The organism is Cohnella abietis (assembly GCF_004295585.1).
GTDB classification, from domain to species: Bacteria; Bacillota; Bacilli; order Paenibacillales; family Paenibacillaceae; genus Cohnella; species Cohnella abietis.
Window position 1 is genome coordinate 6,501,325 of the sequence record NZ_AP019400.1, and the last position, 22,186, is coordinate 6,523,510.

The 22,186-nt window shown below is 46.7% G+C and carries 18 protein-coding genes; 1 reads left to right on the plus strand and 17 read right to left on the minus strand.

The genetic code is table 11. The features are described from left to right. Nucleotides 1-983: 983 nt before the first annotated feature. From KCTCHS21_RS28525 to KCTCHS21_RS28565, 9 genes are all read right to left on the minus strand, one after another. Entirely contained in the window at nucleotides 984-2,501 is a 1,518-nt protein-coding gene (locus KCTCHS21_RS28525) for a leucyl aminopeptidase family protein (protein ID WP_130616751.1), read from the minus strand. Beyond that, a complete protein-coding gene (locus KCTCHS21_RS28530) occupies nucleotides 2,501-3,406 on the minus strand; it encodes a metallophosphoesterase family protein (RefSeq protein ID WP_130615784.1) in 906 nt (301 codons plus the stop codon). The genes KCTCHS21_RS28525 and KCTCHS21_RS28530 overlap by 1 nt, the downstream gene beginning before the upstream one ends. Beyond that, the gene (locus KCTCHS21_RS28535; RefSeq protein WP_130615785.1) at nucleotides 3,396-4,388 is read right to left on the minus strand and encodes a carbohydrate kinase family protein; all 993 of its coding nucleotides are present in this window, start codon (nucleotides 4,386-4,388) and stop codon (nucleotides 3,396-3,398) included. Before KCTCHS21_RS28535 ends, KCTCHS21_RS28530 begins: the two co-directional genes overlap by 11 nt. Nucleotides 4,389-4,428: 40 nt before the next feature. Beyond that, nucleotides 4,429-5,448, minus strand: a complete 1,020-nt coding sequence (locus KCTCHS21_RS28540; protein WP_130615786.1) for a LacI family DNA-binding transcriptional regulator — start codon at nucleotides 5,446-5,448, stop codon at nucleotides 4,429-4,431. A gap of 81 nt (nucleotides 5,449-5,529) precedes the next feature. Beyond that, nucleotides 5,530-6,414, minus strand: coding sequence for a CehA/McbA family metallohydrolase domain-containing protein (locus tag KCTCHS21_RS28545; protein WP_130615787.1), 885 nt, complete (start codon nucleotides 6,412-6,414; stop codon nucleotides 5,530-5,532). Between the two features lie 28 nt (nucleotides 6,415-6,442). Then, on the minus strand, nucleotides 6,443-7,324 hold the full coding sequence (locus KCTCHS21_RS28550) for a carbohydrate ABC transporter permease (protein ID WP_130616753.1): 882 nt from the start codon (nucleotides 7,322-7,324) through the stop codon (nucleotides 6,443-6,445). 111 nt (nucleotides 7,325-7,435) lie between these two features. Further along, nucleotides 7,436-9,166: an extracellular solute-binding protein gene (locus KCTCHS21_RS28555; RefSeq protein WP_130615788.1), complete on the minus strand. Its 1,731-nt coding sequence runs from the start codon at nucleotides 9,164-9,166 to the stop codon at nucleotides 7,436-7,438. 100 nt (nucleotides 9,167-9,266) lie between these two features. Then, complete coding sequence (locus KCTCHS21_RS28560) at nucleotides 9,267-10,214, minus strand: ABC transporter permease (RefSeq protein WP_130616755.1); 948 nt, start codon at nucleotides 10,212-10,214, stop codon at nucleotides 9,267-9,269. Nucleotides 10,215-10,506: 292 nt separating this feature from the next. Next, a complete protein-coding gene (locus KCTCHS21_RS28565; RefSeq protein WP_130615790.1) occupies nucleotides 10,507-11,223 on the minus strand; it encodes a glycerophosphodiester phosphodiesterase in 717 nt (238 codons plus the stop codon). Nucleotides 11,224-11,483: 260 nt separating this feature from the next. On the opposite strand from KCTCHS21_RS28565, the gene KCTCHS21_RS28570 reads away from it, so the two are divergent. After that, on the plus strand, nucleotides 11,484-12,503 hold the full coding sequence (locus KCTCHS21_RS28570; RefSeq protein ID WP_232057996.1) for a stalk domain-containing protein: 1,020 nt from the start codon (nucleotides 11,484-11,486) through the stop codon (nucleotides 12,501-12,503). 57 nt (nucleotides 12,504-12,560) lie between these two features. On the opposite strand, the gene KCTCHS21_RS28575 is transcribed toward KCTCHS21_RS28570, so the two are convergent. From KCTCHS21_RS28575 to KCTCHS21_RS28610, 8 genes are all read right to left on the minus strand, one after another. After that, on the minus strand, nucleotides 12,561-12,821 hold the full coding sequence (locus tag KCTCHS21_RS28575; RefSeq protein ID WP_130615792.1) for an HPr family phosphocarrier protein: 261 nt from the start codon (nucleotides 12,819-12,821) through the stop codon (nucleotides 12,561-12,563). Further along, complete coding sequence (gene ptsP / locus KCTCHS21_RS28580; RefSeq protein WP_130615794.1) at nucleotides 12,818-14,548, minus strand: phosphoenolpyruvate--protein phosphotransferase; 1,731 nt, start codon at nucleotides 14,546-14,548, stop codon at nucleotides 12,818-12,820. Before ptsP ends, KCTCHS21_RS28575 begins: the two co-directional genes overlap by 4 nt. 21 nt (nucleotides 14,549-14,569) lie before the next feature. Further along, complete coding sequence (locus tag KCTCHS21_RS28585) at nucleotides 14,570-15,721, minus strand: mannitol-1-phosphate 5-dehydrogenase (protein WP_130615796.1); 1,152 nt, start codon at nucleotides 15,719-15,721, stop codon at nucleotides 14,570-14,572. Further along, nucleotides 15,718-16,152 (minus strand): PTS mannitol transporter subunit IIA, encoded by a 435-nt coding sequence (locus KCTCHS21_RS28590; RefSeq protein WP_130615798.1) that lies wholly within the window; start codon nucleotides 16,150-16,152, stop codon nucleotides 15,718-15,720. The genes KCTCHS21_RS28585 and KCTCHS21_RS28590 overlap by 4 nt, the downstream gene beginning before the upstream one ends. Continuing rightward, entirely contained in the window at nucleotides 16,149-18,236 is a 2,088-nt protein-coding gene (locus tag KCTCHS21_RS28595) for a BglG family transcription antiterminator (protein WP_130615800.1), read from the minus strand. The genes KCTCHS21_RS28590 and KCTCHS21_RS28595 overlap by 4 nt, the downstream gene beginning before the upstream one ends. A gap of 71 nt (nucleotides 18,237-18,307) precedes the next feature. Further along, a complete protein-coding gene (locus tag KCTCHS21_RS28600) occupies nucleotides 18,308-19,738 on the minus strand; it encodes a PTS mannitol transporter subunit IIBC (protein WP_130615802.1) in 1,431 nt (476 codons plus the stop codon). A gap of 507 nt (nucleotides 19,739-20,245) precedes the next feature. Next, on the minus strand, nucleotides 20,246-20,953 hold the full coding sequence (locus KCTCHS21_RS28605) for a DNA alkylation repair protein (RefSeq protein ID WP_130616759.1): 708 nt from the start codon (nucleotides 20,951-20,953) through the stop codon (nucleotides 20,246-20,248). Nucleotides 20,954-21,081: 128 nt separating this feature from the next. Continuing rightward, the gene (locus KCTCHS21_RS28610) at nucleotides 21,082-22,173 is read right to left on the minus strand and encodes a Ger(x)C family spore germination protein (protein ID WP_162309397.1); all 1,092 of its coding nucleotides are present in this window, start codon (nucleotides 22,171-22,173) and stop codon (nucleotides 21,082-21,084) included. Nucleotides 22,174-22,186: the final 13 nt, after the last annotated feature.

A 22,186-nucleotide genomic window follows, 5' to 3' on the forward strand; every position in this document is an offset into this window, starting at 1 on the left:
ATATGTCTCTATTACCTTCTCATTTTCCATACGGTCTGCGTGTTTTTTGCAAGATTCTGGCGATAATTGCGTTTGGTGAAAATGAGGGTAGCGCTGGGATGCGGCATAATTAGCGGAGAGCGGAGTTACTCAATATTCTCGTATATTGGGGCTGGTAGTAGCGTGTTTTGGTGGGAGATGCTCGATTATTTCGGGCAACTGGCCTGGCTCGGGGCTTGTTTAGGGCGAGATGCTCGATTATTTCGAGCAACTGGTCTGGCGTGAGGCTCGTTTGGCGGAGATGCTCGATTATTTCGGGCAACTGGTCCGGAGTGAGGCTCGTTTAGGGCGAGATGCTCGAAATTTTCGAACAACAGGCTCGGGGCGGGGCTCAATTGGGCGCAGATGCTCGATTATTTCGTGAAACTGGTCCGGCGTGGGGCTCGTTTGAGCGGAGATACTCGAAATTTTCGAGCATCGGATCCGGCGGCGGCTTGTTTAGGGCGAGATATTCGATTATTTCGTACAACGGGTCCGGCTTGAGGGGCGTTTGAGCGGAGTTGCTCGATTATTTCGTGCAACGGGTCCGGCTTGAGGGGCGTTTGGGTAGAGATACTCGATTATTTCGTGCAACTGGCCCGGCGCGGGGCTCGTTTGGCGGAGGTGTTCGATTATTTCGTGCAACTGGCTCGGTGCGGGGCTCGTTTGGCGGAGGTGTTCGATTATTTCGTGTAACAGGTCCGGCGCGGGGGGCGTTTGAGCGGAGATGCTCGATTATTTCGTGCAACTGGTCCGGAGTGAGGCTCGTTTAGGGCGAGATGCTCGAAAATTTCGAGCACCGGACCCGACAGGGGCTTGTTTAGAGCGCAGATGCTCGATTATTTCGTGTAACGGGTCCGGCGCGTGAAGCGTTTAGGTGGAGTTGCTCGATTATTTCGAGCAACGGGCCCACTTCATCGGGGAGACTCCCACCGCTATGGCCGCCCCCAACATACCGGGTTCACCTAATCATTCATTAAGAATGCGGCTAGCATACGGGTACCGAAACCAGTCGCTCCAACCGCGAATTCTCCTTTGGCGGAGGACGAATCCTTCGGCCCATTCATGTCGATATGTGCCCACTTTAGCGAAGGATGAACAAATTTGCGTAAAAATAAGGACGAAGTAATGACTCCCGCTTCGCCGACCCGGCTAATATTGCATGCATCGGCATAATCGCTGTCCAAATAAGATTCGTATTCGTCCACCAGTGGGAGCTGCCATACTCGCTCTCCGAATGGCTCGCCAGCGGATTTGAGCGCTTGGACCAGCTCGTCATCTCCCAATATGCCGGCAAGCTTGGAACCGAGTGCTCCGACAACCGAATAAGTCAGCGTTGCTAGGTCAATCGCTTGCTCGGCTCCAATACGGTGAGCGTAAATCAAAGCATCCGCTAGAACGAGTCGTCCTTCCGCATCTGTATTGCCTACCTGTACCGTCAGTCCGTTCGCATAACGGATAATTTCTCCGGGTAGCATGGCACGGTCTGAAGGACTGTTTTCCGCGGATGGCACCAACACTGCGACATTCGCACCCGCTCCACTACGTACCAAGATATCGAGAGCCCCGAGCACTGCCGCCGCTCCGGCCATATCCATCCGCATGTCGCTAATGTCGTTGTCACGCTTGAGACTAATGCCGCCCGTATCGAACGTGATGCCTTTACCAATCAAAGCAACGAGCGGTTTCGTTTCGTCCGTGCAATACCGCACCTCAATAAACACGGGCGAATGCACGCTGCCTTTGCCTACAGCCATCAAGCCGGCAAAACCAAGGCGCTCCAGCTCCTCGCCTTCATAGACGAAAACTTGCGCTTTAGAGCCCTCGAACCTTTCCACCGTTCTTTCGGCCAATGTACTGGGACGCAAATAATTAGGAGGCTCGTTAGTCAGATCGCGCGCCCACATCGTGCTTTCTGCTCGTACTTGACCACGCTGGATCGCCTCTCGCGATTCCATACTTTCCTCGCCGACGAAATACACGGTCACAGTTTGTCTGTTATCCGAGTCAGTGTCCGTGTCTGTGTCGGCATCCGTGTCCGTGTCCGTTGCAGAGTCCTTGTCCGCATCCGTCTTTTTCTTATATTTATCGAACGAATAAGTGCCGAGTAGCGTGCCTTCGGCCCAAGCTGCAATCGCATCTGACTTACCGCCATTAACAAAAGTAGCGGCAGATTGTAGCGCTTCGAATGAAACCGACGCTGTCCTGCGCTTTTCCTTCAGTAACGCACGCCCGGCGTTACCTGCCGCCTCTCTTAGGAATGACGATTGAAGCTTCGCCACCTCCCCCAAGCCGACGAGCAAGATATCCGGTTCGCCGCTACGACCATAAAACCACGTCACGGCATGCCTAGCTCCCATGTGCGGTAAAATCGTCATCCCCCTGAACGATTCCCGTATGGTTTGCAATTCCGGCAAGCTTTCCGTGAAGACCGGAAGGATCAATGTCTGTATGAATTCGGCTCCTCCGATTTCAAACTTCATCAAGCCTTTCCTCCATTTGCTTCAACAATCCATGTCTCGAATTCCGGCTTGTCCTCGTATAGGCGGATAACGCGGGCGCCTCTTTGTAATTTGCCATAGCAATTGTACCCTGTCACACGACCGTAGCACAGGCGAATGCCATGAAGGGTTCCGCAATAATCATTATCATGATCGTGACCGACAAAAGTGCCCATCACATCCCCCATCTGAATCATTGCGGCGAACAAACCGCTGTTGATCTTGGGACATTCTACTTCCTCTTCTTTCGTGCCTATCACCTGATCGCCGTTCCATGCGGCTTCGTATTCCGGAATCGGAATGTGGAAAAAGGCAAGAGAGGAAAGGGGCCCCCCATTGTGCTCCGAGAGCTTGCGCGATTGCTCCGTATACCAATTAATTTGATCGGAGTGAATCCATGCGTAGCCACCGATCGCTTCCGGGGCGTTAATACCCGAGTCTAAGAAATACATTGCAGCAGTATCCTTGCTTCCCGTTGAATCTTTTAATTTTAGAACAAAATTGCCAACTCCGTTAATGTCAGCGGGGCCGGCAGCAGAGAGACACAGCTCATTTTCCAACTGGATGTCCAGCAGTTCCTCCTTCGTGACTCCCGCTTCCGCATCGTGATTGCCGAACACGGCTGCCCAAGGAACCTGCGACTCCACGACAGGGGCAATTGCCCTATGAAAAGATGCTTTGGGGTCGGCAACGCCATGACTCCAGATCATGTCTCCTGTCAATACGACTAAATCTGGCTTTTCCGACGCAATGATGCTTTTAACCAAGGCCGCCGTCCGACTGTCGCTTTCCCGATCCTTCTCTTTGTCATCTCCGAAATGCATGTCCGTAAATTGTACGATCGTAAAGGTTCCATCCGACCCGAATTTTAATTGTTTACGCTCCATCCGCTGCACTCCTCCTCAAATCAGGCGCTGAGACTACACATTGATCCGTTGTATATTCCATTTTATCGGCAATAAACCGCTCTAAGGCCATCCGATCCGGGGTTCCCGTGCTTCCACCGAATTGGCTAACCGACATTGCACCACAGGCATTGGCGTACAATAAACATTGCTCGATCGGTTGACCGGATAAAAAGCCGAAAATGTATCCCGCGTTAAAAGAATCTCCAGCCCCAGTCGTATCTATGACAGGAACCTTGAATCCGGACCTGTACTTCGTAGTCTTATCAACCGTCGCTACAGCTCCAGTCGAACCGAGCTTAAGCACGAAATGCCGGCTATGTTTGGAAAGCTCCCTTATACTCTCTTCTATCGAGAATTGACGAGTATATTGTTTGACTTCGACTTCATTCATGAAGAAGACATCCACGACATTCATCAATTCAAATATACCATCATACCATTCTCCTGTATCGTCCCAACCGACATCAATGGAAGTCGTTAATCCAAGCTCCTTCAGTTTAAACACCATTTCCATGTAATCTCTATGATTTTGGCTTCCTTTGTAGCCTGTCAAATGAACATGCCGACCTAGCGTCACGCTTTTCATATCCAGCTGCTGCAAGCTCAGCTCCGCGTTAGAACCTGCATAGGTTATAAAGGATCTATCTTTGTCCGGATTAATGGCAATGGAAATGCCGGTATTATTCAAGGTGCTAGTTTTGATAAATCTGGTATCGATACCATGTCGATTGAATTGCTCCCGTACAAATTGACCGAAGCCATCCCCTCCAAGGTTCCCATTAAAAGCCACCTTCATCCCGAGCTTGGCGAGTGCTAGGCTAAATAAAGCCGCACCGCCACCGACATGGAGAGTCATATTATCAACAAACACTTCTTGTCCAGGCTCCGGTATCTCCCTGCAGCCTGCAACGACCAAATCAATATTCACGTCTCCGATTACTATTGCATCGAATGATTTCAATGTTCATCCCGTCCCCGTAACTGCGGTTTGCTTAATTAAGTCATACATGATCCTTATTAAGCCGCTGGCAGCTTTCGCGCACGACCAAGCGATGCTCTAACACGACATCGGTCGTCGGAATTTCTATTCCGGAAATTTGCTTCAGCAGCACGTCCATCGTTACTGTTCCCATCTGTTGAATGGGCTGCTCCATCGAAGTCAGCGTCGGCCGAACAAGCTCCGTAAACAAGCTTCCGTCAAATCCCATAACGGATATATCCTCCGGCACGCGCAGGTTACGATCCCGAATGCAGTTCATAGCACCAATCGCCATATCATCGCTCACAGCGAATACTGCGGTAGGTCGTCGTTCGATGCTGAGCAGCTCTTTCATTTGTTCATAACCGCTTTTGACCTTGTAATCACCAAATCGGATATACTCATCCATTACTCTTTTATCATTATCTTCCATTGCATTTCGGTAACCGCTGTAACGATTTTGACCTGATGTGATGTCCCGCATGTCGCCCCCGATAAATCCGATTGTTTCATGACCGAGCTCAATCAAATATCGAGTTGCTTCATAAGAAGCGATATAGTCGTCAATGATGACAGATACGAAATCTTGTTCCAGCGGCTTTACGCTAGAAAAAATAACAGGTATTTTGATTTTATGAATGAAGCTACGAATGTCTTCATTCATCTTCTCATGCATGATAATGATGCCTTCGACCCGCATTTCTTGAAATACGTTCAAATACTTTAGCTCTTTGTCTATATTTTCGCTTATATTACATACGAGAAGACTATATCCATTGGCGCTTGCCCGGTCTTCAATGCTGCTAAGAATCGTCGAATAGAAGCTCGATGTGAGATCTGGTACGATAACGCCAATTAAGTTCGTTTTTTTACGTACCAAGCTGCGGGCGATTTGACTCGGAGCATATCCCAACTCTTGTATGGCACGGTTCACTTTAGACTTGAGATCGTCTTTTACGTACCTTTCTCCGTTCAGAACACGGGACACTGTAGTCACCGAGACCCCCGCGTGTTTCGCTACGTCTGTTATTTTGACCTGCATATCTCTCACCTCGTTGAAGAACTGCAAAGCTATCAATGAGATGGATTCGCCGCCAAAGCGATATATCCTCTTCTTCCCTTATTATTCGACAAACAGCGGCTGTGAAAAGGCGGAATAGCCACCTTCCAAATAGACCGCGATTCTCACGTACCCTTCATCCCCTTTGCACGCATACGTCGCCTGCTTGATCCTACCCGTAGTTTCCTGTAGCACTTGTCCATCTTTACCAAAAAACGTGACGTATTTATACATCTTGTCTAACAGCTCATTCGAACGAAGGTTGACCACGATTGTATTTCCATCTACTTGAATTCCGTCGAACCCATAGCCCGTAGAAATATAAAAGTTGCCTTTCGTAATCGCATCGACGATCGCTTCGTTCGTGTTTTCTTTAGCCATGACCATGTTCCAGGCCCGCTTCTCTTGACCGTACACGTGGGAATCGTCGTTGCCGAAGCCCCATACTTTACGTCCAGAGGAGAGCAGAGCGTCCCATTTGTCAAAAGCGATATCGTACTCCGGGTTCCCGTCTCCGTTATAAACTTCAACCCCGAGGAAATTTTCCAGCTTGAACATATCTTCCAAGTTCCAAAAGTTCGAGAAATATCGATTCGGGTGGACAAGTACGGCAAACCCTCCGTTTTCCACCGTCAAATCTACGAATCGCTGATAGTTTTCAATCGTAAATTCATTGCTGTAATTTTCTAAAATACTCCGTGGCGGTTTGACGAGAAGCATGTGCGTTTGTGGACTGCTCACCTCGGTCGCTTCGAAAACCGTCGGAATTTCTCTTTCGCTTACGTGCTCCGTAATTTTGTCATGATCGGAAATACCGAGAAAATCGTATCCTCCGTACATTTTATAAACCGTTTCAAGGGGGAACCAGCCATCGCTGTTTGTCGTATGGTTATGGAAGCTTCCTCTTAACCAAGTCCCTGTCTCTACATACGGGTTCACTATTTTCATCTGTCTTCCCATCCTCTCCTGCGCTTCTTTACTCTTTTATAGAACCGATCATTATTCCCTTGGCAAAATAGCGCTGAACGAAGGGATATATAATAATAATCGGAGTGACAACAACGATAATTGTAGCCATTTTTAGCGAATTTCCGGTGACCGTCATTTTCTCAAGCATTTCATAATTTACGCCGGCTGCTTGATTAAGCGTATCCCGCATCGCTTCCGCGCTCATAAGCATTTCTTGCAACAGCGTGGACAACGGACGTAATTCGGCTTTACGAACATAAAAGGCGCCAGTGAACCAATCGTTCCAATGACCAACAGCGCTAAACAAACCTATGACCGCAATAACCGGTCGACTGAGCGGCATAATAATACGTAAGAAGATAGAAAAGTCGTTATACCCATCAATCCGTGCCGATTCCTCCAAGCTCGGATGAATTTGTTGAAAAAATGTTCGCATAATAATCAAGTTCCATGCACTATACAAGCTTGGAATGACATAAACCCAGATCGTATTAGTAAGATGAATTGATTTTAGAAGCATGTAGTAGGGAATAATGCCCCCGCTGAATAGCATCGTGAAAAAAATGAACATCATAAAAAACTTTCCGCCAGGTAACGTTTTGCTTTTTACCGCATACGCCGCCATCGCCGTCAAAAACAAGCTGCAAATGGTGCCTACAACCGTGCGGAAAACAGACACCCCGAATGCAGTGGAAATATTGGCGGCTTCGAATACTTTCTTGAAATTATCCAAGGACCATATTCTCGGTAAAAATGTAATACCGCCTCTCTCCGCATCTTTGCCGGGATTAAATGCTAGAGCCACTATGTTCAGGAAAGGAAGAATAATCGATAGGCATAATGCAATAATTAGCAAATAATTGACGATTTTGAACACTCTTTCGCCCATACTGAGTTTATAAAATTCGTTCCCCAATTTCCTCCTCCTCCTTTTAGAAGGAACGGCGGCTTATTCGGCTTTGAATAAAGCCGCCCTCCTCCCTCTACTTATGATGAGCAATTAGTGTGATGGATTAAATAGTACCTTTGTTTTCGGATCCGCATTTTTATCGCCAACAAGCTTCAGATAGTCATCCAATCCGGCAGCTCGCATTTGCTTCAAAGCGGATTCCAACACTTTTTTCGCTTCGTCTAAGCTCTTGCTGTAATAAGCACGAATTAAGCTATCGTTATAATTATCTAAAGCCGCTTTTAATTCGGTCCCTTTATTGAACTCGCCTAGAAACGATACCGGCGTGTATCCATCGACGATAACCGCATTTTTGCGTTTCTCTTCCCATTTCCAGAAATCGATCGCTTTTTGCCCTCGTTGATCATTTTTCAATTTGTCGCCATATTCCATTTCGCCGAAATCGGCCATATTATGGTTGTCTGTGCTACCCAAAATTTCGCCCCAGCTATTGTTTACGCCTTTAAAGCCCAGTTTTTTCGCTTCATTCGGATTACTCGCCAGTAAATCAAGCACTTCTTGTTTCACAAGCGGGTTACCGTCCTTATCTAACGTGTAATCGCGGCCTTCCAAGCCATATTTCCAAAGCAGCTTGCCTTCTTTGCTCGCTAGGTAATCGGCGAACTTGGCGACATCTGCAGGATTTTTCGTCGTTGATGGGATCGCCCATGCCGCATAGCCGGATTTGAAATTGACTTGCATTTGGTAGTCCCCATCTACACTATTCAGAGGACCAAGTGGTAGGTAGTGCAAATCTTGATTGTAATCCTGGTAGTTATGCGTATCTGCGATAATTGCCCAAGAGCCGTTAATCGCCCCTTCCGATGAACGACTTTCATCCATCGTGAACAGTTCAGGTGAAATCAGCTTTTCTTTCAACATTTTCTGAAAATACTCCACTTTTTTCATCGCATATTCTGTTTCGGCTTCGTGAAGAACTTTTCCATCCTTTGTTTGTTTGATACGTTGGTCTTCTGCGCCCCACATTAAGTCCGTGAATAGGAATCCCCAATCTCGGCGGCCGTCTGATCCCCAATATCCAGGTCCGATAGGCGTTACTTCCTTGCCGTTGTTATCCTTAAATTTACCTTCTTTAATTTTTTTGGCCAATTCGTACAATTGCTCCGATGTCTTGATCGTGGATGGATCGATATTCAAAGCTTCTGCGATATCTTTCCGAATATATGGACCAGAGACATACTTGTTTGAATCATAGCCGCCTTCTCGATTGATGTTCATATGAGCAAAATAAGTGGAGCCGTTGAATTCCGGACGGAACATAACGCCATACTTTGTATCCAGCGGTAAGAAATCGTCCTGCAAATATTTGCTATATACCTTCGTATCCTTCAGCAGTGGAGTCAAGTCCGTGAACATCCCTTCTCGAGCCGCTTTCAGCACGACAGGCATTTCCTTCCGACCACTGTTATTCAAATAGAAAGCAATAAAATCAGGTAAGTCATTCGCTGCGATGCCCGCGATCAGACCGTCGATGGAACGGCTGGCTTTCATGATCTCAATCTCGTAATCGATACCCGTTTCTTTTTTAATTCTCTCTTTAATTTCCGGGTTCATATCTTCCGTATAATCATCGGTACCCATGAAAATAAGCCCTTTGATCTTACGGTCAGCTATCCAAGTAGCCGGCTTACCTTCGGGCACAACTGAAGGTGTCCCGCTTTGAGTCGGTTCAGCCTTGTTATTGTTGCCATTAGTACAGCCTGCGAGCAGCAATACCCCTACTAGTGGTATCGCAAAATACTTTGCCCAGTTCTTGTTCATGCATCTTGTCCCCTTTTCAAAATGATTTTATGAAATACGCCGATAAGCGTCTTCCACCGAATGAGTGGTTTTGGCATGTGGTAGCGATTTTATGGAAACGTTACCACAATGAAGTATCCGAAACCTTACGGGAAATCCGATTGGCCATAATGACCAAAATCAAGCCGATTAATCCTTGTAACAAGCCTACCGCGGTGGCATAACCGTACTGGCCGCTTTGCAAGCCCGTGCGAATGATATAAGTATCCAATATATCCGAGAGTTCCATATTGCCCGGTGTTCGAAGCAAGTAAAGCTGATCGAAACCTGCGGACAAGATGTTGCCCAGAGATAAAATGAAAAGAATTACGATAGTAGGCGTGATCGACGGCAGAGTGATATTCCAAATTTCCCGGAGCTTGCTAGCCCCATCAATCTTTGCCGCTTCGTACATGTCTGGATTTACTCCTGAAATAGCTGCCATATAAATGATCGAGTCCCAGCCGATAGACTTCCAAAGATGACTTCCGAACATGATTTGGTAAAAGTATTTTGCATCCATCATAAAAAATGTACTTCCGTCTCCCCCCATATTCGATATGGCTATATTTAATAAGCCGGTATCGGGAGCGAGTATTCGTTGAAGTAAGCCTACAACAACGACCCAAGAAATGAAGTGAGGCAAGTAAAGGATACTTTGCGAAACGTTCTTGAACCACTTAGAACGTATTTCATTAAACATCAGGGCCAGAATGATTGGAAATGGCAAGTATAGAAACAATTTTAGTCCGCTGATGATAAGTGTATTTTTAATCAATTGCGTGCTTTGATACGAATTAAAGAAGGTTTTGAAGTATTCTAGACCAACCCAAGGACTTCCCATAATCCCTTTATTGAACTTGTATTCCTTAAAGGCTAGCAATAATCCCCCCATCGGTATGTAAGCAAAAATGACGAAAAATACGATACAAGGCAATAGCATGAAGTACAAATATCGGTGCTGGAAAATGCTTTTGCGTAACGCTCGTTCTGGCTTATACAGCTTTAGGGGTAAGCTCGTCTGCTTCATAAGACAGAAATCACCTTCTTTCCGGTTAATACCTATGTGCTGAACGACGGTTGCAATGAGACTTGGAATACGAGGTTTCATCCCAAAACCTGAGTATGGAATCGATACCAGAATGGACATGAACTATCGACCTTGCTCTGAACACCCCCCTCTTCCTGCTCCATAATCATGGTAGAAGCTGAATTTCGAGTTTTCTGGTAACGTTTCCATATCGGGCTAAAAAATAAAACGTTTAATTGAAAACGCTTACCTTGGAGCGATTATATCAAACTTTCCAATTAATTACTACCACTTATTTCATTGACCGAATAATATTCATTAACATTTTGGGTTCTCTCGTTGTAATAGCATCCACTTGCATTTCGAGAAACCATTCCATCGCCCGCCGCTCGTTTATCGTATACACCCAAACTTTTAAGTCGAATTCATGTGCACGATTTACGATTTCCGGTAGACAAGTTAAACCATTCATATTGAGTCCAGTGTAGCCACCTTGACGCGCTTGGTTGCACATAGATTCCACAAACTCGTCATATCGTACCATTTCCCAAGAAGATAACTCATCCGGCGTATTCATCATCACTTGTATGTCCGGATATCGCATTGTGATGGACTCTGAGCAGCCTGTAATAAAAGTCCTGTCCTGGGCGGCAAACTGGCGTATTAGTTGAACGGTCGAATCAATGCACGCAGACGTTTTCAAATCCAGATTCAGCTTCGTTCCGAATGGCTCGGATACTCTAAGGATTTGTTCCAATTTCGCAATTTCATGATCCTTATAGATGGGATCGAGCTTTATCCGCACGTCCGGCTCATTCAACTGCTCGTAGGAGTACGTTTGAAGATAGGGCGAATCGTCATGCAACAAAATAGCCGTATCCTCTTGGGTTACCCTTACGTCTACTTCAAGGATATCTGCACCGAGCTCCAGACCTTCAAGAAATGAAGCCATCGTATTATCCGGGTGAACCCCGCTTCCGGTATGGGCTGCGATCAGTGTTTGGCTCATTGAAAACCTCCTTTTATGATATCTTGTACACTTAATAACAACGCTTACATTGGTAATGGTTCATATTATATTCTATCGAATCTAGATAAGACAAGAAGAAATTTCCTTCGAATGCATTTTTTTGATTGTCACAACACCAAACATGGCCTAGCGAGAATGCATCTCACCAATCGTATACCCCTTATTTTTCCACACAACAAACTGTTGCTTCGACTCGTCAAACAGGTATAGCTAAAATATGAGAGGAGCACGAATGCAAGATGATGACCAAAATCGGAGCAATGGCCATACTGGGCATGTTTTTATGCCAAGCCTATCCCGCCCATGCTCAAACGAATGCTGTTCCAGACATATACATGGATGGAAAAAAGCTCGCGTTAACAGCTAATCCCGTCAACATAGACGGCTATACCCTCGTTCCGATGCGTTCCCTTTTCGAGGCTCAGGGTGTCCAAATTTCTTGGAAAAATAATACTCAGACCGTGACCGCCACTAAGGAAAGCATGACCTTTACATATCGAATCGGAGAAACGTCTGCTTACAAAAACAATCAGCTCATTACCCTAGCCCAACCTGGAAAATTAATTAACGGCACCACAATGGTTCCACTGCGGTTCATTAGTGAAACGCTTGGAGATCTCGTCAAATGGCATGCATACTCTGGCGACATTACAATCTCTTCCCCTCCGGTATATGAGAGCACCGTGAGATATGGAGTTAACCTCCGTAGCTCTCCGAGCAGCTTGACCGAAAGCTCACAGCGGATGATCCCTAAAGGAGAAAAAATACACGTACTGAGGGAAATCGATGCAAGCTGGTTGGAAGTGCGAACGCAGAAAGACGAAATCGGCTTTATCTCAGCCAAGCCCGCCTATTCCGATTACAACAGCCCGTCGCTTGTCGAGCTCCAAACGGACGAGCTTATTACGTTCGGAAAAAAGTATTTAGACACCCCTTACGAGTTTGGGGCATCCTCTGATCAAACTTTAACGTTCGACTGTTCTTCTTTCGTTCGACATGTTTTCAATCAGGTGTTGTCTATCGATCTTCCCCGTGTTTCCTATAATCAAGCTAAAGAAGGCCAAGAGGTTCAATTAAACGAACTGCGCAAGGGGGATTTGCTTTTCTTTAGCGCACGCGGACTAGATATCGGTCATGTCGGTATTTACGCTGGAAATAACCAGATCCTTCACACTTTTTCCAAGGAAAAAGGTGTACATGTCGCCGAATTCGATGCGAAATGGAGAAAGCGCTTCGTGACCGCGCGGAGGATATTCTAATTTCAAAGGGGCTGCCCATAAGTTCTATGGGACAGCCCCTTGTCGTTGTTTAATATATTACTCGTAAATCTGCGTCAGAAGATGGCCCAAGTGCTCCATCGCCTCTTCCTCTTTTTCTCCGTCGATTTCAAGCGTAATTTCGTCTTGCGAAGCGATGCCTAACGTAAGCATACTCAGCGAGCTTTTTCCGTTAACCGTCTTACCTTTGTTCGTTACATTGATTTTGCAAGGAAACTCCGATGCGACTTGAACGAACGCTTTAGTTGGGCGGACGTGAAAGCCTGTTGGATTAATAATCGTGAAATTTTTTGAAATCATAAGATTGCCCCTCCTTGTTGATGGTTGCGAACGAATGCTTGAATTTCATCTTGAGACGCTAGAGTCATCGCTTGATCGGTATGAACATCCCATTCCTTCTTGGACAAGCTTCCAATCAGCTCTCTAGCTCGTAGAATCGAGCCCGCACTCATGCTGAATTCGTGAAGCCCCAGACCGAGCAAGAACGGAATCGCGGTTTCGTCACCCGCCATCTCTCCGCACATGCCGACCCATTTCCCCTCCTTGCGTGCTGCTTCAATGACCATTCGAATTAGCCTTAGAATGGAAGGGTGACATGGCTGGTATAAATAGGACACTGTTTCATTCATTCGATCGGCAGCCATCGTATATTGAATGAGATCGTTCGTACCAATACTGAAAAAGTCGACTTCCTTGGCGAACAAATCCGCCGAAATCGCAGCAGCGGGCACTTCAATCATCATGCCTACTTCTATATACTCGGCAAGCTCGACACCTTCAGCTTCGAGCTTGCTCCGCTCTTCAGACAGAAGCTGCTTCGCTTCCCGCAGCTCGCTTAGTACGGCAATCATGGGAAACATAATTTTCAAGTTGCCATAACGGCTCGCCCTAAGCAGTGCGCGAAGCTGCGTCCGGAAGATGTCCGGCCGTTCCAAGCATAGACGCAGTGCTCTCTGACCGAGAAAAGGATTGCTTTCCTTAGGCAAATCAAGATAAGGTAGCTCCTTGTCGCCACCAATATCCAGCGTGCGAATGACGACAGGCTTATTTTGCATTTTCTCCAGCACATATTTATAGCTGTTGAATTGCTCTTCTTCAGAAGGAAGCGTGCTCCGACCCATATAAAGAAACTCCGTACGGAAAAGCCCAATCGCCTCCGCTCCGTTATCTAGAGCCTTCTGGACGTCCTCTAATTTCCCAATATTAGCGGCAAGCTCAACGTGATGATCGTCAGCGGAAATCGTCCTGCGATTGACCCATTGTGCCAGCTCGGCTTGCCGCTGATCGTAAGAGCTTTTCTTTTCCGTGAAATTAGCCAATTCATCCGGGCTTGGATTTACAAGTAGTGTCCCCTCTGTTGCATCCAGAATAGCCCACTCGCCAGACTTAATCTGCCGCAGATCCTTTCCAGCACCCACAATAGCGGGAATGCCCAACGATCTCGCCATAATGGCTGAATGCGAAGTGCGCCCCCCAATCTCAGTAACAAAGCCTTTTACAGATTCCAGATTAAGCTTTGCTGTGTCAGAAGGAGATAAATCCTCTGAGATAACGATATATTCTCCGGTCAGAGTAGATAAGCCCTGTTGCTCCACTCCTCGCAAGCGATTCATGATTTGATTACACACATCACGAACATCTGCGACGCGTTCCCGCAAGTATTCATTATCCATTTGGCTAAGCACTTCAATGAAGGACTTAGAAACTTCATACAAGGCAAACTCTGCGTTAACTGAGTCCTCTTTTATTTTCTCGATGATGCCATCTATTAGATCAGGGTCCTCAGCAATCATGAGGTGGCCTTCGAAAATTTCAGCTTTATCTGCACCAAGTCTTTCTTCGGTGGAGGCGCGAATGATTTCAAGCTCCTGCTTTACTTCGTTAATGGCTGTCTGGAGCCGTTTGACTTCAAGCTCAGGCTGCTCAATTCGGCTCTCAGCGGGAATATATTCATTCGAATGATAGACATAAACTTGTGCGACAGCTAATCCAGGGGAAGCCGCAATTCCTTTAATATCGAGTTTCATTTCCATCCATCCTTCCTACCCTTATTTCCGTCTCTTTAATGATTCATAAGCCAAAAGAATACCTTCATGTAAGGGGTGCTCGCTTGGTAACCCAGTATAATCGGCAATGCTTAAGCCCACGCCTCGCTCCATTAAGCTAATCTGAATTTGAACGGCTTCCGGATCTTCTTCATAATCGAACAACAGTGCTGCAGCCATCGCTTTTGTTAAATAGGGTGTTTCGATTCCAAAAGAGTGCGCGATAAGAGCCGGGCGAACCAGCCTGTCGTTCGGGGATAGCTTACGAATGGGAGAACGTCCAACCCGAACAACCTCGTCCGTTAAATAAGGGTTACGAAACCGCTCCAAAATTTTATCAATGTAACGATCGTGCTCGACACTGTCGAATCCGTACTGACTAATTAAAGCCGCTCCCGTTTCCTTCAAGGCTCCTCGTACCTCGTTCAGGATCGTTTGATCCTGCATCACTTCCTGAATGGTACTAAAGCCTTGTAAATATCCGTGATAGGCGGCGCAGCAATGACCTGTATTTACGGTAAACAGTTTTCTTTCAATATAGGGCTGAAGGTCCTGCGTGTAATGAACGCCGGGAATTTCATGAGAGTCCTCGAACATTGCTGATCGATCGACGACCCATTCATAGAAAGGCTCGACAACAACCTTTAGTCTATCCTCGTTCTGCTGAAGCGGAACGATCCGATCAACCGCCGCATCGGGAAAAGCGATAACTCGATCGGCTTGCTCTATTAGCTCCTCAGGCAAATGCTCATAGACAAGCGATTTAAGCTGCGTGCTTCCGCCAATCGTATTTTCGCAAGCGATAATCGTTAGGGGCGGGGAGGAGCGCTCCAACCTTCTTCTAATTCCTTCCGCTATGTTCCCGGCAATATATTTCAGGACATTGACACCTACGGCCGTCGTGACGATATCGGCTTCTGCTACGGCTTGAGCGACAGCTTCCTTGTCATTTCCGTTAATGGCCGATACTTGATCAACAATCGTACAATCCGCTTTTTCATTCGCAAGCTGGACGGTATATTGTCCTCGCTGCTGCAGCAGTTGCACGAGTTGATCATCGACATCGACAAACTCCACGCGATAGCCTGCCTGTGACAGCAGCAAACCTATAAACCCTCTCCCGATATTCCCACCGCCGAAATGGACCGCCTTCATGCCCCCATACCTGCTTCGAATATTTGAATAAGCTCTTCCTCCGATGTAGCCTGAATAATCCGCTGCATATCGTCTTCATCGGACACTAGCACCGCTATGCTAGATAGCATTTCGAGATGCTCTTCTCCCACTGCTGCCAGCCCGATGATCAAGCGAGCCGGCTCATCGCCGAAATCGACTTCATCCGCAAGCACGATTACAGACATCCCCGTCGAGCGAATTAGCTCTTTGGAATCGTTCGTTCCGTGCGGCATCGCAAGTCCTCCCCCAAGATAGGTAGAAGATACGTTCTCCCGCTCAATCATTTTTTCCACGTATTGTTCTGGAACGTGTCCTGCTTGAACGAGCAATTGCCCGGCTAGTCGGATAGCTTCATATTTGTCTTTCACCTTTACGTTTAGTTTCACTTTATCCTTCGTCAGTATGCTCATGATGGTTCTCTCCATTCTAATTTTGTTTTCATGTATGCTTCCATATTTCGTGAAATGAATGCGCGGATCGTTTCCGTATTTCCGTCTTCAAGCTGTTTAACCATTTCCGGTAGCAGCAGCATCGCGCTAATTTCGCTCAATACTTCCAACGCCGGCTTATTTAGATCAACTGGGGCAAGCATAAGGAAAATCTGTCTCACTTCACATATAGAATCTTGACCCAGATAAATCGGATTTTTAAGGTTAAACAAAGAAATAACTGGTTTGCTTACCCATTCGCTTCGGGTATGGAGCAGTGCCAGCTTAGTATCTGGGATGATCACGCTCCCCTGAGCTTCACGATCGACAAGCTGCTTGGCAAGCTTCGTGTTGATTTGCGAATCCATTTCTAACGACATCATATCAAGTAGACTCACCAATAAGCTTTGCAAATCTGGAAATTCATGATCCTCGGCTAGACGATAAACTTGAAACTGCTCCAAAATAACGATCATCTCGGAAGTATATCTTTTCATCAATTGCAGACGTTCCCAAGCTCCTTGCTCCTTAACTTTCACAGCACTAGAAGATGAACTCAGCGATAAAGCCAGCTCTCGGACATGCAATCTCAGCTTTTCCGCCTCTTCCCGTGTCAGCAGCGGACTTAGCTTAATGTAACGTTCCGATTCTATCGGGAGATCTACTGTAGAGACAATAAGATCATAACGATCCTGCGGCATTCGCGAGGCTTCATACCAGGAGTAATGGCCTAATAGCTGAACTTGCGGAATTTCCTTAGTAATGCGTACCGCAAGCAGCTTTGATGAACCGATTCCACTCGTACACACGAGCAGTACCCGAACATTGCCCGGAGTCAGCTTCCACCTTTCGACAGCGGCCCCGAAATGCATAACCAGATAACCGATTTCTTCGTCAGGTATGGCAATGTCGATCCATATCTCTTCCGCATTTCTACGCACGGCATCGAAGAGGACCTCATAGTCTTTCTTAATCTGAGCTAGCAACGGATTCCGAATGGATTCCCCTTCTCGAAGACGCCTAATGGCGGGACCTAAATGACTTATCAATCCGGCCAGCAGCGATCTATCCTTGCTATAAGGCGTTTCTGTCTCCATTTCCATCAGCCGAATAAACCCCGCCGTTTGCTCGGCCAATTCCAGTCCCTTTTCGTCAAAAATAACGGCGGAGTTATTCCGGGCCTTGTGCTCTGCCTCATCAAATAGCAACTGCAAATACGCTATCTCATCATCGGGCAACTCCCCCATCCCTAATGATTGTGTAACTTGGCTTAAGCTTTCAAAACTTGTCGCCGCAAGTTGTCCGGATGAGTTCCCGTTAACGGAAGGTTGAATGAGATGACCTCGCTTTATCCGACTAATCGCTACGGAAAGCCGGATGAGCAATCGCGTATAATCCGATTCCTTAAGTCTCTTAAGCCACTCTTTACTGTGCTGAAATAAAGCCTGCTCGATAGCCATAAACATATCTTGGCCGACCAGATGCAGTAATTTCCGCGTTGTGGGCCACAAATCCGTCTGTCCCGACGGAGCTCCGAAGAAATCCGAATGATCCAAATAATCTTCCGCCAGCTTGACGACAAAGCTACGTTTTGCAATTTCTGAACCGGTAATTTCTACGCCATATCCACGCTTTCGGACGAGCTGCAGACCGCCATTCATCAATTGAGGCTCAAGCTCCTCTAAATCACGGCTGATTGTGGGAATTGCAGCCTGTGCTTCACGAGCTAGCGAGAACAGCTTAATCGGCTCCTCTTCATCTAGAAGCAAACAAAGCATGAGCAGCTTACGTTCATGGGGCGAATAGGTCTCGGTTTCGGATTGACGAAGCTCGGATTGAAATCGATTCAAGCTCTGCTCATCGCCTTCAACAATAATTCCAAAGCCGGATTTCTTAACTAAAGATAGGCCGTGGGAGTTGAGATCAGGCTCAAGCTCCTGCAGCTCCCGATGAACGGTTCTAGCGCTGATCTGGACAGCTTGTGCAAGCTGGCCTGCAGTCACTTCCCCCTGCCGGTTCAGTAGCACTTCCAATATCTGTCTTTGTCTATTGGACACTTTCATCATCCGGCAGCCCCCTCTTTAAGAAAATGAACGTAACGCCGACGTCATATACGCCTGCGTTACGCTTCTATTTATTATTTACTTAATCTGCTTACTAACTCCTCGTACGCAGGGCTCTTGAGAAAATTTTCAATCGAAATATGCTCGGAGCTCGGAGCCTTCAATCTTGCACGGTCTGTCAAAGATTGATGAGTGATCACGATATCTGCATCTCCTGGAATGTCACTAATAGCCGTATTGGTGACGGTCACCTGCACCCCTGCATCTTTCATTTTTTTGCGAAGAATCGAAGCGCCCATCGCGCTTGAGCCCATTCCGGCATCGCAAGCAAAAACAATTTTGTCTACCTCGGAATTGGCTTTTACCACTCCTGTCGAAGCTGGAGCACTAACCCCTTTGGACTGGGCTTTCATTTCGTTTACTTTTGCTGTTGCAGCTTCTAGATCATCCTCTGTCGTTTTCTTCGTTGTTTTTAACAGAAGCGAAGCAACTAAGAACGAAGCGATAGTCGCTGTAAGAACTCCGCTTAGTACGGGCAGCAGTCCGCCTTTCGGCGTCATAGCAATGTAAGCGAAAATACTTCCCGGTGAAGGAGTGGCGACAAGCCCTGCTCCGAAAATCGTAAAGGTGAACGTTCCAACTACACCGCCCGAAATCGCTGCAAGAATTAATCGCGGATTCATTAAGATATACGGGAAATAAATTTCATGAATCCCGCCGAAGAAATGAATAATGGCTGCCCCTGGCGCCGATTGCTTAACCGAGCCCCTACCGAAAAGCCAATATGCGAGCAGAATACCTAGTCCGGGTCCGGGATTGGACTCGAGCATGAATATTATCGATTTCCCGACCTTCGTCGCTTGGTCAAGCGCGATCGGGCTGAGCACCCCGTGATTGATCGCATTGTTCAAGAACAATACTTTAGCTGGCTCGATGATAATGTTCGCCAGAGGCAACAATCCAGCATCGATCAGCGCTTGCACTCCATTTGCTAAGCCTTTACTGATCGCTTCCACGACCGGTCCGATTCCTTTGAACGCAACAAGCGCTAGAAGACCGCCAATGATTCCAGACGAGAAGTTGTTAACCAACATTTCGAAGCCTGATGGTATTTTCCCATCAATTGATTTGTCAAACTTCTTCAAAACCCAAGCCCCGAACGGGCCGATAATCATTGCGCCAAGAAACATTGGAATGTCTGAGCCAACGATTACTCCCATTGTGGCCACGGCACCAATAACCCCGCCGCGCGCTCCGTGTATCATATTCCCACCGGTGTATCCGATCAGAAGCGGCAATAAATATGTGATCATAGGTCCGACGAGCGAAGCCAAGCTCTCGTTCGGTAACCAGCCTGTCGGTATAAACATAGCTGTTATTAAACCCCATGCAATAAATGCCCCGATATTCGGCATGACCATCCCGCTCAGAAATCTGCCGAACTTCTGAATGGCGACTTTTAAGCCTTGTTCGGAAGCTTTTTGTTGGCTGACATTCTGACTCATTGATTTATAACCTCCCTAACTTTTGGCCTATCTTATTTTGCTCTTTAACTCTGTAATTATCATAATACGAAAGCGCTTTCAAGTTCAATCAAAGGAAAAACAGCTTTCGTCATGAAAGCTGTTGACAGAATGTTATGATGGCTTGCGAATGTAGTCTCGACTATTTCGTGCAAATGGCCTACGAGAGGCTCGTTTTGGGCAAGATGCTCGATTATTTCGTGTAACTGGTCCGACGACAGGCTCGTTTTGGGCAAGATGCTCGATTATTTCGAGCTACTGGTCCGACAGGGGGCTCCTTTGGGCAGAGATGCTCGATTATTTCGTCTAACTGGCCCGACGACAGGCTTGTTTTGAGCAGAGATGCTCGATTATTTCGTACTACGGGCCGTCAGGGGGCTCCATTGGGCAGAGATGCTCGATTATTTCGTGCTACTGGTCCGACAGGGGGCTCCATTGGGCAGAGATGCTCGATTATTTCGTGCATCTGGTCCGGCGCGGCGCGCTCCCTCAACAAATACAGGTTTTTTTCTTGTTGCCGAGACGCCCCATCTGTTTGACTTTGTTGATATAGTCAGTGGCTAACGGCACCTTGCACGCTGTCTGGCCAACATTCACATGAACCTTACCGACTACGCTGGCAATTCTGATCGCTTCATCGTGTAGCGGAGCTACGTAGCTGCCTACCACAATAAGGAAAGTATTCATATTATACCGAACACGATTACGTTCCTCGTGAATCCCCTCTTCTACCCGTTGGAGCAACGATTCGATCTCTCCCATGTTCAACTGGTCATCTGGGGTGATAGATATATAATTGGCATAGGTACTCCAGCCACATGTCGCTATCTGTTCGTTAGGTGATTCTATCCACTCCAGAGCCAGTTCAACTGCATACGGACTCTCCGCTGCAATCCCGGCCACTGTATATTCCGCAATCATGTACCAATAAGCCTTCCCTACCCAATCTTGCAGCATCTCTTTCGTTGCCGTCTTTGGGTTAACGGTCAAGCCTGCTAAATACATAGCATCGCTATTCCCTGTTGTATAGAGCGCGCGCGCCACATTCTGATCCTTCTTCACGTCTTTAACTAGCTTCTTCATGTCTCCTACCTTTACTCCAAAAAAAGGCTCCTGTGCTCCATGACGTAGGAAGGTTTTTTTCGTCTGCTCCGTTCCCATTTGCTCTAGCTTGTCCATAATCCCCTCTAACGTCACTGTTGTCATCCGTACCCCTCCACTCGTTTCATATCCATTTGTCCAATCAGATTTTCCCTATCCATCTGCTCCGATCTGACTGTTCCAATCCATAGATATTCTCTCAGGGGCAAGCATTATCCTCCCTATTACTGTGTAATCCCAGTATTTGCAATTTCAACTAAAACTCTCGTATCGAACTGAACCTCCGGATACTCTTTTTTCCAATCTATTTGCTTCCAAAGCTTGGGATGATATGCCATAAGTCTCCTGGCTATACCAAAGCCATCGTGTCCTGCCCTCTGCATTTTCTGAACAATCGCTTTCGCTTCATCCGTCAGCTGTTCCGACAAGAGCTTCTCCAGTTTATGCATGACGCTCATATGGTACAAATGATTGCTCGGATCCTCCACAACACTGACTCTTAGCTTCAATTGAAGCTTTACTTTAATTTCCTGATTGTCCGAGACGGTCACCTTGAACTTACGCTTTAATTTTCGGACATCAATAGTTACATAATCATAGCTATCTGTTCTATTTTTATCTACCGATTTCTTAGTTATTGTAGCCGTCTTGTTTTTCATGTTGGACAACAACATATAGAGCTTCGATTCATCCAAGTTTAACGTTTCCGTCATCTTAATTCCATCAAACAAAGCTATCCCACTAACCGTCGGCACACCTTCACGAATAATTAAATAAGGGAGCGAGAAGTCGAATCCACGATCTAACGGGTGAAGTGTCTGAATATCAACGTGAGGAACGGCCGTCGATTGCTCCATGCTATTCAGTAGATCATCCGTATACAAACCAATTGTCTTCAAACCGACTTGCTTAATTCGAATTAAATCCTCTGTATCCCCTTTTGTTACAGCAACTCTGGCATTTAATGGACTCTTAGAATCCCGATAATACACATCTAGATAAGGCATTACGTCATGATTTCTTACGAGAGGTTCACCTAGCAGAAGCACACGCATTTTGGCGGGAGAATACCCCCCTGATACTTCCTGGTTAACTAACTCCCTAGCATGCTCCGTGGTTCTTGCCAGTACAGTGTGAACCTCACTCGTATCCTTGTTGCCAGCTTCTGTAACCGCGATATCCCTAAGGGATACTGTTGCCCTAAGCAACCCATGAGGCCCTTGGTCCAATCCTCCAATACTTACATTTCTCTCATTCTTCAGTAGCTTCTGATCCCAGCAACCACACAGCATAAGGATAATTACCGCTATTATCACCCCATTTAGATTC

Coding starts and splice junctions, on each gene's coding strand:
- KCTCHS21_RS28525 (WP_130616751.1), bottom strand. CDS start 2,501: ATGAAGTTTGAAATCGGAGGAGCCGAATTCATACAGACATTGATCCTT.
- KCTCHS21_RS28570 (WP_232057996.1), top strand. CDS start 11,484: ATGATGACCAAAATCGGAGCAATGGCCATACTGGGCATGTTTTTATGC.
- KCTCHS21_RS28540 (WP_130615786.1), bottom strand. CDS start 5,448: ATGCAGGTCAAAATAACAGACGTAGCGAAACACGCGGGGGTCTCGGTG.
- KCTCHS21_RS28530 (WP_130615784.1), bottom strand. CDS start 3,406: ATGGAGCGTAAACAATTAAAATTCGGGTCGGATGGAACCTTTACGATC.
- KCTCHS21_RS28585 (WP_130615796.1), bottom strand. CDS start 15,721: ATGAAGGCGGTCCATTTCGGCGGTGGGAATATCGGGAGAGGGTTTATA.
- KCTCHS21_RS28555 (WP_130615788.1), bottom strand. CDS start 9,166: ATGAACAAGAACTGGGCAAAGTATTTTGCGATACCACTAGTAGGGGTA.
- KCTCHS21_RS28595 (WP_130615800.1), bottom strand. CDS start 18,236: ATGATGAAAGTGTCCAATAGACAAAGACAGATATTGGAAGTGCTACTG.
- KCTCHS21_RS28545 (WP_130615787.1), bottom strand. CDS start 6,414: ATGAAAATAGTGAACCCGTATGTAGAGACAGGGACTTGGTTAAGAGGA.
- KCTCHS21_RS28590 (WP_130615798.1), bottom strand. CDS start 16,152: ATGAGCATACTGACGAAGGATAAAGTGAAACTAAACGTAAAGGTGAAA.
- ptsP (WP_130615794.1), bottom strand. CDS start 14,548: ATGAAACTCGATATTAAAGGAATTGCGGCTTCCCCTGGATTAGCTGTC.
- KCTCHS21_RS28560 (WP_130616755.1), bottom strand. CDS start 10,214: ATGAAGCAGACGAGCTTACCCCTAAAGCTGTATAAGCCAGAACGAGCG.
- KCTCHS21_RS28565 (WP_130615790.1), bottom strand. CDS start 11,223: ATGAGCCAAACACTGATCGCAGCCCATACCGGAAGCGGGGTTCACCCG.
- KCTCHS21_RS28575 (WP_130615792.1), bottom strand. CDS start 12,821: ATGATTTCAAAAAATTTCACGATTATTAATCCAACAGGCTTTCACGTC.
- KCTCHS21_RS28550 (WP_130616753.1), bottom strand. CDS start 7,324: ATGGGCGAAAGAGTGTTCAAAATCGTCAATTATTTGCTAATTATTGCA.
- KCTCHS21_RS28600 (WP_130615802.1), bottom strand. CDS start 19,738: ATGAGTCAGAATGTCAGCCAACAAAAAGCTTCCGAACAAGGCTTAAAA.